Consider the following 12,333-nt stretch of genomic DNA (forward strand, 5'->3'; position numbering starts at 1 on the left):
TAGCGGCTATTCGGCGGGGTTGTAATGTCGATGAACGAAGCCCAGCACCATCGGCATACGACTGATAAAGTCTTCGAAGCTGTGATTACCACCACCTTCGGTCCAGGAAGGGCAAGCCCGGTACAACTGCGCTGCTTGGCGATAATCCAGTGTCTCATCACCGGTTTGCAGTAACAGCAGCAGATTTTGCGGCTGTTGAATCGGGTCAATATTCAGCGCCTGAAGCTGGTCGATATGCTCCATCGTCAGCTCATGCACTTCACCGGTATAAAAGTGGGTATTCGGACCGAGGTAATCAGCGAATAACTCAAAAGGCCTGACCGCCGGATTAATCAGCGCAGCAGGAAGGCGATATTTTTCTGCCAGATAGGTGGCGTAAAAACCACCGAGCGAACTGCCGATCAGATACACCTGATCATGCTTTTGTTGCAGCTGCTGCAGCGTTTGTTCTGCTAACTGGATAGCGGCGGCTGGCTCAAACGGCAATGCAGGAATAACCAGTTCATCACTGGCCAGATTTTGCTGAAAATAGGAAACAAGCTGCTGTGCTTTCTGAGATTGTGGCGAACTCAGAAAGCCATGCAGATAAAGACAAGCACTCAAGGGAATTCCTCAGACGTTAGAAGCGTTTAATAACCTTTAACGGAATAATCGACTTCAAACTCGATACCTTCAACCCGACTAACGGCGGTATCAATTGAGCCATCCGGATGCAGGTCCAGCCAGCGATAGCCTGGCGCAACCTGATCAATCGAGAAGTCTTCGGTTTTTGGTTCAAACTGGATGCAGGTAGAAGGCGTCGACATCAAGCGTACGTCACCACGCATCTGGTCACTGTCCTGATGAACATGGCCCCATAATACGGCACGGACATTTTTATGCTGATCAATCACTTTCCACAATTCATCAGCGTTTTTAACACCAATGGTGTCGATCCATTTGCAGCCCATATCAATCGGGTGATGGTGAAAACAAACCAGAGAATGCAGATCAGGACGCTCAGATAATGCTTGCTGTAACAGTTCCAGCTGATCTTGCTCCAGATAGCCATGTACCTTGGTGACCACCTGAGAATTCAGCATGATGATTTGCCAATGGGGAGTGCGAATGACACGATCAAGATGTTCATGACCTTTGGCGGCTTCAGCCATATTGTCCGGATAATCGTGATTACCCTCCAGCCAGAAAGACGGGCAGTCAAACGGACGCAGTTCGTTTTGCAAATGGTGATAAGCCTGGAGGGAACCATCCTGGGATAAGTCGCCGGTAACCAGAAAGGCATCAATAGCGTCACGCTGATCACGCACAATATCAAGCACACACTGCAGGCTGTGCAGCGTTTTCATGCCTAATAAGTGGCCATCTTCCGGCCCGTTCAGGTGAGTATCAGTTATCTGAACCAGTCTCACCGGCCCATTTGTATTCAGCGCAAACAAATCGCACCCACTCCCTATTCTGGTAGTAACTTCCACTTTAAACCGAGCCGCCATCACACAACAGGGATCAAGTTCACAAAAACTTACTTCAGACACCTGAATTAACGGCTTTTTACACTGGGTATTTGCCTGAACCGGCCATATTTCCCGCTATGACAGATCCGGCATAAATTCAAACGGCGTATCTATATGACCATATTGTAAACAATGATCCAGCCAATCCGCCAGAAAGCGATTCAGCTGTAACTTCTCGTCCGGCATCCGCATGGTGGGGTTGGGATACTGGTAACGCCCTTCAAACCGCTTTTCATTCTGATAGCTTAGCACCTCTGCCATATTTGCATCGTGGTAGAGGCGCACCTGCATTCTTGGAGGCTGGATCCACTCAGGGCTCAGGCCCTGCTGGATGATCTGCAACATCGTGGTGTAAGGATGAACTTCTTCAACACGCATAATAATGCGCGCCTGGTGATCATTGATATTGCTGATCACAAATACACGTTCGCTACCCGCTTCCATTTCAGGGAACAGTTTAAAAAAACGCAGGTAGTTTTTTTCCGCGAGGGTCGATAACTCCTGCAAATCGGGTACATAACGCTTTTTACGCAACAACTTTTACTCCGGATTGTATTGCATACAGATTAACATCAGCAGCCTAACCAAAGGCCCCGATCAGTGCCAGACAAAGAATAAATTCAGCTAAATGCCAGCGTTTCTATATCGCTTTGTCAGCTAGCACATCGGCTTTATGGATCTTCAGCCATTGCAACGCCATGATCGTGGCTGCGTTATTAATTTCGCCAGAAGCAACGGCCTGATAAGCGTCATCGAAACCGAGAGTGTGCAGACGGATGTCTTCATTTTCCTGCTCTAAACCGTGAATGCCGCAGACACCCTCGCTGTTGATTAAGCCGCAATACAGCTGAACCCGTTCACAGGTTCCGCCCGGAGACACCCAGTAATTACAGATTGGCAGCAATTTATAGAACTGACATCCGGCTTCTTCCTCCGTTTCCCGCATAGCAACATCGTCATAAGACTCACCAGGCTCAACCATGCCAGCAACCAGCTCCAGCAGCCACGGGCTGCGCTGATCTGCCAGAGCACCAATCCGGAACTGTTCTGCCAGAACGACGCAATCTTTATTCGGGTCGTATAACAGTACGCACACAGCTTCGCCACGCTCAAATAATTCGCGGGTAAAGTTGCCGGTCCAGCGTCCGTCAAAGCGCTTATGACGCAATGTCAGAGTATCAATTGCAAAAAAACCATTAAATGACCGTTTCTTACTTACGATCTCGACCTGCTCCTGACTATACTCAGGCTCAGTCAGCACTGAAGTTTGCTTTGGGTTCATAACTTGACCTCCAAATATAACTAGAGAAGAATATTAAACTTAACTAATATTCTACGGAGCAATTGCACAGTCTGTTATTATAATTGGAACAATAAGTGCAATTTGTGCGACATTTAATCTGTTAGAATCGACGAAATTTTATTCACCAGGCTGCCAAAGGCCCGATTAATATGAAGAAACTACTGACTCTGAGCGTTGCAATTCTGGCTTCCAGCCTGACCAACGCCGCCGACCTTAGCACCATTTATCAACAAGCGGCCAGCAACGATGCTGAGATTGCTGCAGCTCGCGCAACTCGCGAAGCCAGTGGTTATGGCGTTGGCGCAGCGCGTGGTGGCTTATTACCAAACGCCAGCCTGAGCTACAGCATCACTGAGATTGATAGCGAAACATCCGGTGTTTTTGCAACTGGTACGCCTAAAACAGACGTTGATTCTGATTACACTCAAAACCAGCTTCAGATTCAGGCCAGCCAGGCATTATTTAATCTGAACGCCTGGTACACCTACAAATCAGCAGTGGCTGGTGACGAAGCTGCGGCTTTGCAACTGCAACTGGCCGAACAACAGCTGTTAACCCGAACGGCCAAAGCCTACTTCGATGTTCTGCGTGCCCAGGACAACCTGTCAGCAGCACAAGCCGAAGAAAAAGCCGTTAAACGTTCGCTGGAACAAACCAAGCAACGCTTCGATGTTGGCCTGATTGCAATTACCGACGTACATGAAGCACAAGCAGGTTACGACCTTTCCTACGTAAACCTGTTAGGCCAGGAAGCTAACCTGGATATCAGTTACGAAGCGCTGGAGCAATTAACCGGTCAACGTTTCGACAAAGTATCTCCATTACGTGCCGAAGTAGCGATGGAAATGCCTGCTCCTGCAGATGTTGAAAGCTGGGTGGAATCCGGACTGGCTAAGTACGCAGGTCTGCAATTGGCAGAAGCGAATAAAGACTCCGTTCGCCTGCAACGTAATGCTACCCGCTCTAACCATTTACCGACCGTTAGCCTGACAGCATCATACACAGACGGCGACCAAGCTCCTCGCGTAGACAATAAGACTCTGGATAACACAACAACGGCGATTGGTATTCAATTATCCATGCCTCTGCTGGCTGGCGGTGCTAACTATAGCCGCACCAAACAAGCAGCACAGAATTACGCAGCTGCGGAATACAACCTGGAAGGCGAGCGTCGCAGCACGAAACAAAATATTCGTAGTCTGTTCCGCAAAGTTAAAACCGATGTGTTAAATATTAAAGCCCGTAAACAAGCGATTGTTTCTGCAGAAAGTGCATTGGAAGCGACTCAAACCGGTTACAAAGTTGGCACACGTAACATCGTAGAAGTGTTAAATGCCCAACGTAATCTTTTTCAGGCACAACGCGATTACGCTAATGCCCGTTACGATTACATCGCTAACTTATTAAACCTGAAGTTCTATGCCGGTACTCTGAACGAGAACGACATTACAGTACTGAATGGCTGGTTAGCTAAGGGTTAATACAACTCTGAGCAACGAAAAAACCGGAGCGGATTAAATCCTCTCCGGTTTTTTTAGGCATGAAATATTATTAAGCGTTCGCCTGCGGACGACGTAACAATAAAACTGCGAGCAGGATGATAATAATCGCCAGCAGTGCAATAACCGCATAAATCAGCATATCATCTTTCGATTGGATGGCTGGCTGAACCACTTGTGCAGTGCCGGGAACATAAGCTCCTATTGGCTGCTGCTCACTGCTGACTTCAGAAAGTGCCTTCTCAACCGCAATCATTTTAGGATAAGCGACCTCCGTTAAACGTCCCTCTTTATCCCCCAGCTGCAAACGTGTTACTTCGACTTTTCCCTCTCCTTTACCAGAATGTTTAAAGCCAACTACCGCAACAGCGCCATTACCACTAACAGGCTCCGCCGGGTGCAGAATGCTGGCAGCAATTCGCACGGAACCGGTTCTTGGGTCGGCATAATTTGAGACTTCATAAGCCTGCTCACCAAACAGCGCGCCACGCGCAACCTGAATGCCAGACTGCTTATCATCGACATCGACTACCTGAATCGTCTGATGATCGTACTTCAATTCAAGGTCAGCTCCGTAAATCTGCTCAACGCCATTCACGATGAAATACAACCAACGCACACCATTTTTATCTTCTGTTTGTACCTCCAACTGAGGGCCAGCAAAGGCAAAATGACAAAATAAACTCAGATAAATTATATGCAGAAATTTCATTACTACTCCGTGTTGAAACCGTGCATCGGACTTTCGCCCGATGCAGTTAACTAAAAAAACAATCAAGGGTTACACTGTCGCGAGCCAAAGTGACTACCCAGAATCGCCAGATCCTGAATATTAACCTTGTTGTCTGAATTTAAATCAGCCAGAGTGGTGTAACGCTCATCACCTTTAGCTGAGCCATAACGACCAGCGAGGTAGGTGAAGTCATCAATATTAATTTCACCGTCGTTATTCACGTCACCAGCGATTAATTCAATATTACCTAGATCAATCTGGCTACCGGTTGTCTGCGTATTAATACAAGACTGGGTGTAGTGCTCAGATTTTACGTTGATGGTGAAGTCACCATCACGTAGCTCATCGAACTCAAAGCGACCGTTTTCATCAACATTCAGACGAATGGTTGCTGGGATCAGATTTACGTTAAGCTGATTACCATTTTTATCCGATAAGGTTGCAGCACAATTAATGGTGACATCCGCTGTTGTAACTTCAGCCAAAGTATCTAGTACCAGTAGCTGCTGTTCGCCGGATACTGAGTCAACATCCCCTTTTAAAGAAACAACGCCTTTAGCATCTTTACTTGTCCATTGTAGTGGTAGTGTTAATCGCTCGGAGCCACCCCAGTTGCCGTATTCTGCGGAGGTAATATCCATTGGGCCAGCCACTGTGCAGCTGACGTCTGCGGCGAAGAGTTCGCCGTTGGTGACAATATCGATTGAGCTTATGGGGTTAGTGTAAGGGTCAATTAATAGTGATTTTGAAGCAACAGTTACAGATGCATTTACCTTTGAGATTCCGTTAAAATTAATTAAACCTGCATTGAACCCAATCTGTCCATCATTATAATGAAATACATAAGGAAGCCTAAAAGGAGCATTGTTAGAAGATTTATTAAAGGGAATATTATTAATTAATATATTTGCAACATATCCAACATACTCCTCCTTGGAGGTATTAGGATTAAGCCCATATTCTTCATGATTGCTTCCAAGATTTGGAAATTCTTCAAAGAGCTCACCAAACTCTTCAGAATTAACATTGCGAGAAATTTCAATAAGACCAAGATAGTCACTACCTTCCATTAGATTTAGTATTTCTTCAGATATAGAAGATGTTAATTTACTTTCATGATTATACACTAGGGAAACTAAAGAATTGGGTATTAGAAAATTAGTATCGCCAGTTTTTAAATTTTTAAAATATAACGTACGCAGGCTACCATCCACTATCATTGTTTCCGCGACTGCTGAAACTCCTGTTGCTATAAGAGTTTTGCTTCCTTCAACACAAGATATGAACTTAGTTCTAGTATCTTTATATTGTTGAAGATCATCATTAACATCTGGAAGAATGTAGGTTTCTACGAAGTTCTTATAATCCTCGATACCGCTTCCAATCGGAAGCCGATCTTCAAACTCACCTAAACGAATAAGCGAGTCAAGATTATTTGGAAGTAAAGGGTAAGAATAATAGAAATCATATAGCGGATTATCTTTTGAGATCATTAGCTCTATATAATCCCGATAACTGAAATCAGCAGAATTCTGAATATTATTCTCACAAGTATATAATCCATCCTCTGAAAAGTAGTTTATGTACTTATCTTCCACGTTAACAATACCATTTGCGATATCATTATCTAAAACCTCAACAGGGTGTACACCACTACCTATCCATCGAACCATATTACTGCTGTTCTCAGATCCACTAATGACAAAAAATTGGTTCTCGCTATCAGAGAGGTATATCTTTGAATTGCTATAGGAAAAATTTCGGCCGAGATTATAGATTTCGTATATTCTTTTTTCTGGATTAAAAATCTTTATTTCACTAAATTGTTCACCAGAATTCGTAGTTGCTTTAACTATCTGAGTTCCCCTAGAGTTCATGGTTTCCCTAGCGTATTCAAATATAAAACTAGAGTTATCTGACGAGTGAAAGTTAGTTGAAATACAAGTATCTAAATTTTTTGAAATGTATCAGATAAATTCCAACCAGAAATATCACATGAGTATATATTAGAAGAACTTCCTTTTGGCCCATCGGCAAACGCAACCCAATCCCCTCCAACACTTACTGCACGATATCCTTGTGTTTCTGAAGAATCGTATAAATAGTCATTACCCACTACATATGACTCAATCATCTTTATGAGTGGCTGTACAACCTCCTGAAATTCACCTTCATTCATACTTGGAACAACACCTAAATGCTGAAACCGTTCAGCATTAGCTGGTAGTGCAGGGTAGTTAGCAAGTAGACCACTTTGATATCCATTGGGCCAAGGTAGAGCACGTAAAACAGTATCAGAATTTTCAATTATTTCTTCTTGAGTTACTTTCTTCCTAGTGTCAATAAGCCTAGAACTCAGGCCACCATGCGACTGAATACTCAATAGTGTAATACCATTTTTCGTAGTGCCAATATATGCACCTGGTGACTGTCCAGCGGGGTTTGCAAGATATGCAATATCTAAATATTCAGATGCATCAGCATTCATCGCTCCCAACGAAAGCACTCCTGCCAAAACCATTTTTTTCATTATTATTCCTTCCATAGGTGAAAATGGCTAATGACTATACTGACAGGGTCATTAGTTTCACATCGGAAGGTTTTTGTACGTAAGTGCAAAATATAATCTATTATTCTTTCCCTGGCGCCGCGCTGCTTCCCGCTAAGATTCCACCATCCAGATTTAACTCAATACCCGTTACATATTTTGCTTCATCGGACGCCAGATAAAGTGCTGCGTAGGCAACATCCATTGGTTCGCCCATGTGGCCAATCGGAATATCAGCCGCAATGTGTTTTATGGCTTCTTTTCTTGCTTTACCTTCTCCCAGCATGGCGTCCCATAACGGTGTGATGATTGCGCCAGGGTGAATAGAATTACATCGCACCGGATATTTTTGCTGGGCACAATACAGCGCAACGGATTTCGAGTGATTGCGAATAGCGGCTTTACTGGCGGCATAAGGAGCTGCTGCGGGGATCCCGACCAAACCGGAGCGGGAAGACATATTCACAATACTGGCGGCTTTGGATTTTTTTAGTAATCGCAGTCCATATTTGCAGCCTAAAGCAACACTGTCGGAATTAACCTGATTCACTTTATGCCAGGCAGCCATGTCCATATTTTCCGGGTCATGCGGCCCGGGCATTTCATTAAAGCCAATAATCCCGGCGTTATTAATTAAGATATCCAGATGCCCGTAATCCTGCTCCAGCTGAGTCACCAGTTGTAGCCATTGTGACTCCTCGGCAACGTCCAGATGACGATATTCGGCATTCCCCCCAAGCTCTTTTATCTCGTCAGCAACCTGCTGTCCGGTTGCATCATCGATATCGGTAACAATGACCTGAGCGCCCTGTACCGCAAACAACTGCGCACACGCTTCACCAATGCCTTTTGCAGCACCAGTAATTAAAGCTATTTTGTTCTCGAGTCTTAAAGTCATACAACGTCCCTCTTGTTATTCACTTCAGGCTAACAAATCGGGACTAAAAGAAATTGAGAAACATCACGAAGGATGCTTCTCGAAGGGGTTAACCGTGGGAGCCAACCAAAGGAAGTAAGGTCAGACAGCTTCTTGTTTAATAAAACGTTGCATATGGAAGATGCCAAAAATAAAAATCTGTAATGCATCTGACGCTGGGTTAGCGCTGCGATCTTTGAGCGCAACCCAGAAATAGATCACTTCCAACACATGAATACCGGCTACCGCTAAGGCAATGGTCGGCAATAACCCCAGCCAATCCTGCCAGCCCTGAACCCAGGCAACGGCTGCTAACAGCCAGAACACCAGAGTGACAATTTTATTCATCGTTACCATCATAGGAATACCTTGTGTTATCGCTTTTGTAATAGTGTTGAGCACCTTGCCTGAAGCAGCCACGCCTGCCTAGGTGCAATGGCGTCAACCTTGGCCTCAGCGTCATCAGCCAGGGCGCTGACTCAGCACAAGACATTCGCCAGCCAGCTGGGTAAAATGCCTGCAATTTCCATTTTGCTCGTCCTGTGATCACAACAGGTCAGCGACCAGCAGAGAAGGTCAGCATGTCAGACAACAAGACTCACTTTGGTTATCAAACCGTTGATACTGAGAAGAAGCAGGCCATGGTGGCCGACGTATTTCACTCAGTAGCAGCGAAGTACGATGTGATGAACGACCTGATGTCGTTTGGTGTTCACCGTCTGTGGAAACGTATCACCATTGATATGAGTGGTGTACGCCCGGGTGATAAAGTCCTGGATCTGGCTGGCGGTACCGGCGACCTGACGAAAAAGTTCTCTAAGATCGTTGGCCCAACCGGCGGTGTGGTATTAGCCGATATCAACTCGTCGATGCTGAATGTCGGTCGCGACCGTCTGACCGATCAGGGTTACGTCGGCAATATCGAATACGTTCAGGCCAACGCTGAATGCCTGCCGTTTGAAGACAATACCTTCGACGTCATTACCATCGCCTTTGGCCTGCGTAACGTTACCGACAAAGACAAAGCGCTGCGCTCCATGGCACGGGTATTAAAGCCGGGTGGCCGCTTATTAGTGCTGGAATTCTCCAAGCCAACCAATCCGCTGATGAGCAAAGCGTACGATCTGTATTCATTCACTGCGCTGCCGTTTATGGGCAAAGTAGTGACCAACGATTCTGAAAGCTACAAGTATCTGGCCGAATCCATCCGTATGCATCCGGATCAGGAAACCCTGAAAGGCATGATGGAAGAAGCCGGCCTGGTACGTTGCTCCTATCACAATATGACCAGTGGTGTGGTTGCCCTGCACCGCGGCATCAAGCCGTAACGGTTGCTCATGTTTGAATCGCTGTTGACCAGCCTGAACAGCAACTTGATGCTGTCTCAGGCGGTACTGGTACCGCTGGAGTTATCGGTTAATCAACTGCTGCAGCACGACGGTGCAACGCTGAAAACCATTGCCGCCGATTCCGGTCGCCTGGTGTGTGTCGAGATTGATGACTTTACCCCGGTGTATGTCCAATTGCTGGATAACGGTGTCAGTTTCAGCTTCAGTAACGAAGCCGCAGCCGATGTCATCATGCGTGGCTCGCTGGTCGATTTTGCCGCGCTGGCGAAAGCCGATAACAAAGCTAATCAGCTGATAAACAGCGGCATTGATATGGACGGCGATACTGAACTGTCGATTCGCCTGACCAAGGTCGTGCAGAACCTTGATATCGATTGGGAAGCGCTGATCCAGCCGCTGACCGGCAGCCTGATGGCGCATCAGATTGGCAAAAGTGTGCGCAACCTGATGAAGTGGCGTAAGTCCACCGGCGCCAGCTACCAGATGGCCGCTAAAGATTATCTCGAAGACGAAGCGCAGCTGGTTACTCCGGAGCCCTTGCTGGCAGAATTTGCTGATCAGGTTGATGAATTGCGCTTCGCCAGTGATCGCCTGCAGGCACGTATTAATGCATTAGCTGCCAAATGTGCCGCGAACGCCCAACCAACCCGTCAGCAGGAAGATCAGCGCGATACACCTGCCGACCCGTCTTAATTAATTTCAGGACTTCCCTTTATGGCCAATCTCTGGCGACTGTGGAAAATTCTTTTTATTTTCACCAAATACCGCCTCGACAGTCTGGTACCGGTTGAGCAACTGCCATTATCGTTGCGCATCGCGCTGTGGCTGGCACCCTGGCGTCTAAATCCGGTACCAAGCAAGCTGAGCCGCGGCGCACGATTGCGCTTAGCACTGGAAGCCCTGGGGCCGATCTTCGTTAAATTTGGCCAGATTCTGTCGACCCGCCCGGATTTAATTCCGGACGACATCGTTTCCGAGTTGCGTCGCTTGCAGGATAACGTACCGCCGTTTGATAACAATCAGGCCATCGCCATGATTGAAGATCAGCTGGGTAAAAAAATCAGTGAATTGTTTTCGGAGTTTTCGACTGAGCCTTTAGCTTCGGCGTCTATTGCACAAGTGCATGCCGCCCGCCTGCCACAAGACAGCGAACACGGTGATCAGGAGGTTGTGGTCAAGGTGGTCCGCCCTAGCATCGAAAACACCATCGAGCGCGATCTGCAATTGCTGGAGTTAATGGCGCGTCTGCTGGTGAAATACTCCGCTGATGCCCGTCGCCTGAAACCACTGGAAGTGGTGGAAGATTATCGTCACACCATTTATGGCGAGTTAAACCTGCAGATCGAGGCGTCCAATGCGACTCAGTTAAAACGCAACTTCGAAGGTTCTGACTCTCTTTATATGCCGGAAGTATTCTGGGAATACACCCGCAGTAAAGTCATGGTGAGTGAACGCATTTATGGCATTCCGGTTGCCGACATTCCTGAGTTAAATGCCCAGAACACCGACATGAAATTACTCGCCGAGCGTGGTGTTGAGATCTTTTTCACCCAGGTATTCCGCGACAGCTTCTTCCATGCCGATATGCATCCGGGCAATATTTTTGTTTCTCGCGAAAACCCGTCTTCACCGCAATACATCGCCATCGACTGTGGCATCGTCGGTACTCTGACTGAAGAAGACCAGCATTACCTGGCGATGAACCTGCTGGCGTTTTTTAATCAGGATTATCATCAGGTCGCACAACTGCACATCGATTCCGGCTGGGTTCCGCCAACCACCAAGGTGCATGAATTTGCCGCTTCCATTCGCAGCGTGTGTGAACCGATTTTTGATAAACCGCTGGCTGAGATTTCATTTGGCCAGGTGTTAATTCAGTTATTCAGCACTGCTCGCCGCTTTAATATGGAAGTGCAGCCACAACTGGTGCTGTTGCAGAAAACCCTGCTGAATATTGAAGGCCTGGGTCGCCAGCTTTATCCACAGCTGGATTTATGGACCACAGCCAAGCCGTATCTGGAACGCTGGATGCGCGATCGCTTTGGCCCTAAAGCCGCCTTCACAGAACTGAAGCGCCAGCTCCCTGGCTGGATCGAAAAAGCGCCTCAGATTCCCGGTTTGGTACACGGCGCCCTGTCGCGCCTGAACCACATGGACGAAAACCAGCAGGCATTGCAGTCAGAGCTCACTCAGCTGCGACTTGAACTGGAAAAACAAAGCCAGAAAAAACGTCATCATATCCTTGGCAGCCTGACCACTGGCCTGGGTCTGTTTCTCTGGTGGCAGGCGTTTGTCCTCGGACTTCCCGAAATTGCAGGTCTGAGTCTGGCTGGCGTTGGCCTGCTCTGGCTGCTTATTAAATCCTGAGGCTGCGCAACGCAGCGGCAGTATTTAACACACCCGGCCTACCCGGCCGGTTTGGTTACGGCTGAACAGCTCCCGCTCACAAGGCAAAGAGCTGCCAGCCCTGGTTG

General features: G+C 47.0%; 13 protein-coding genes. 4 read left to right on the forward strand and 9 right to left on the reverse strand.

From position 1 onward, the window contains the following. Positions 1-6 precede the first annotated feature (6 nt). From ACOQOZ_RS13365 to ACOQOZ_RS13380, 4 genes are all read right to left on the reverse strand, one after another. Positions 7-603, reverse strand: coding sequence for a YqiA/YcfP family alpha/beta fold hydrolase (locus tag ACOQOZ_RS13365; protein WP_420588647.1), 597 nt, complete (start codon positions 601-603; stop codon positions 7-9). A 26-nt stretch (positions 604-629) separates the two neighbouring features. Next, positions 630-1,409: a 3',5'-cyclic-AMP phosphodiesterase gene (gene cpdA, locus ACOQOZ_RS13370; protein ID WP_420588648.1), complete on the reverse strand. Its 780-nt coding sequence runs from the start codon at positions 1,407-1,409 to the stop codon at positions 630-632. Between the two features lie 177 nt (positions 1,410-1,586). Next, positions 1,587-2,048, reverse strand: a complete 462-nt coding sequence (locus tag ACOQOZ_RS13375) for a DUF1249 domain-containing protein (protein ID WP_420588649.1) — start codon at positions 2,046-2,048, stop codon at positions 1,587-1,589. A gap of 103 nt (positions 2,049-2,151) precedes the next feature. Further along, on the reverse strand, positions 2,152-2,793 hold the full coding sequence (locus tag ACOQOZ_RS13380; RefSeq protein WP_420588650.1) for an NUDIX domain-containing protein: 642 nt from the start codon (positions 2,791-2,793) through the stop codon (positions 2,152-2,154). A gap of 170 nt (positions 2,794-2,963) precedes the next feature. Here ACOQOZ_RS13380 and ACOQOZ_RS13385 point away from each other — a divergent pair, with 170 nt between their 5' ends. Beyond that, positions 2,964-4,295 carry a TolC family outer membrane protein gene (locus ACOQOZ_RS13385; protein WP_420588651.1) on the forward strand — a complete coding sequence of 444 codons (1,332 nt, stop codon included), beginning with the start codon at positions 2,964-2,966 and terminating at the stop codon, positions 4,293-4,295. A gap of 70 nt (positions 4,296-4,365) precedes the next feature. Here the strand turns inward: ACOQOZ_RS13385 and ACOQOZ_RS13390 are convergent, their stop codons facing one another. The 5 genes from ACOQOZ_RS13390 to ACOQOZ_RS13410 all read right to left on the reverse strand — a co-directional run bounded on the left by ACOQOZ_RS13390 (position 4,366) and on the right by ACOQOZ_RS13410 (position 8,870). Next, complete coding sequence (locus ACOQOZ_RS13390) at positions 4,366-5,025, reverse strand: cohesin domain-containing protein (protein ID WP_420588652.1); 660 nt, start codon at positions 5,023-5,025, stop codon at positions 4,366-4,368. Positions 5,026-5,087: 62 nt separating this feature from the next. Further along, positions 5,088-6,719 carry a dockerin type I domain-containing protein gene (locus ACOQOZ_RS13395; protein WP_420588653.1) on the reverse strand — a complete coding sequence of 544 codons (1,632 nt, stop codon included), beginning with the start codon at positions 6,717-6,719 and terminating at the stop codon, positions 5,088-5,090. Positions 6,720-6,994: 275 nt separating this feature from the next. Further along, positions 6,995-7,576, reverse strand: coding sequence for a hypothetical protein (locus ACOQOZ_RS13400; protein ID WP_420588654.1), 582 nt, complete (start codon positions 7,574-7,576; stop codon positions 6,995-6,997). A gap of 100 nt (positions 7,577-7,676) precedes the next feature. After that, a complete protein-coding gene (locus ACOQOZ_RS13405) occupies positions 7,677-8,492 on the reverse strand; it encodes an SDR family oxidoreductase (protein WP_420588655.1) in 816 nt (271 codons plus the stop codon). Between the two features lie 120 nt (positions 8,493-8,612). Further along, complete coding sequence (locus tag ACOQOZ_RS13410) at positions 8,613-8,870, reverse strand: DUF1145 domain-containing protein (RefSeq protein WP_420588656.1); 258 nt, start codon at positions 8,868-8,870, stop codon at positions 8,613-8,615. A 221-nt stretch (positions 8,871-9,091) separates the two neighbouring features. On the opposite strand from ACOQOZ_RS13410, the gene ubiE reads away from it, so the two are divergent. Genes ubiE through ubiB form a run of 3 tightly spaced genes read left to right on the forward strand, consistent with a single transcriptional unit; the run spans position 9,092 to position 12,226 of the window. Continuing rightward, positions 9,092-9,838: a bifunctional demethylmenaquinone methyltransferase/2-methoxy-6-polyprenyl-1,4-benzoquinol methylase UbiE gene (gene ubiE / locus ACOQOZ_RS13415; RefSeq protein WP_420588657.1), complete on the forward strand. Its 747-nt coding sequence runs from the start codon at positions 9,092-9,094 to the stop codon at positions 9,836-9,838. A gap of 9 nt (positions 9,839-9,847) precedes the next feature. Next, complete coding sequence (locus ACOQOZ_RS13420; protein ID WP_420588658.1) at positions 9,848-10,552, forward strand: ubiquinone biosynthesis accessory factor UbiJ; 705 nt, start codon at positions 9,848-9,850, stop codon at positions 10,550-10,552. A 21-nt stretch (positions 10,553-10,573) separates the two neighbouring features. Continuing rightward, entirely contained in the window at positions 10,574-12,226 is a 1,653-nt protein-coding gene (gene ubiB, locus ACOQOZ_RS13425; protein WP_420588659.1) for a ubiquinone biosynthesis regulatory protein kinase UbiB, read from the forward strand. The last annotated feature ends 107 nt before the right edge of the window (positions 12,227-12,333 follow it).

It is taken from the genome of Bacterioplanoides sp. (genome assembly GCF_965219715.1).
In the GTDB taxonomy this organism is placed as follows: domain Bacteria; phylum Pseudomonadota; class Gammaproteobacteria; order Pseudomonadales; family Oceanobacteraceae; genus Bacterioplanoides.

Excerpts from the sequence above, each read along its gene's own strand:
- ACOQOZ_RS13395 (WP_420588653.1), bottom strand. The coding sequence starts at position 6,719 with ATGGTTCGATGGATAGGTAGTGGTGTACACCCTGTTGAGGTTTTAGAT.
- ubiE (WP_420588657.1), top strand. The coding sequence starts at position 9,092 with ATGTCAGACAACAAGACTCACTTTGGTTATCAAACCGTTGATACTGAG.
- ACOQOZ_RS13390 (WP_420588652.1), bottom strand. The coding sequence starts at position 5,025 with ATGAAATTTCTGCATATAATTTATCTGAGTTTATTTTGTCATTTTGCC.
- ubiB (WP_420588659.1), top strand. The coding sequence starts at position 10,574 with ATGGCCAATCTCTGGCGACTGTGGAAAATTCTTTTTATTTTCACCAAA.
- ACOQOZ_RS13385 (WP_420588651.1), top strand. The coding sequence starts at position 2,964 with ATGAAGAAACTACTGACTCTGAGCGTTGCAATTCTGGCTTCCAGCCTG.
- ACOQOZ_RS13420 (WP_420588658.1), top strand. The coding sequence starts at position 9,848 with ATGTTTGAATCGCTGTTGACCAGCCTGAACAGCAACTTGATGCTGTCT.
- ACOQOZ_RS13400 (WP_420588654.1), bottom strand. The coding sequence starts at position 7,576 with ATGAAAAAAATGGTTTTGGCAGGAGTGCTTTCGTTGGGAGCGATGAAT.
- ACOQOZ_RS13405 (WP_420588655.1), bottom strand. The coding sequence starts at position 8,492 with ATGACTTTAAGACTCGAGAACAAAATAGCTTTAATTACTGGTGCTGCA.
- ACOQOZ_RS13380 (WP_420588650.1), bottom strand. The coding sequence starts at position 2,793 with ATGAACCCAAAGCAAACTTCAGTGCTGACTGAGCCTGAGTATAGTCAG.
- ACOQOZ_RS13410 (WP_420588656.1), bottom strand. The coding sequence starts at position 8,870 with ATGATGGTAACGATGAATAAAATTGTCACTCTGGTGTTCTGGCTGTTA.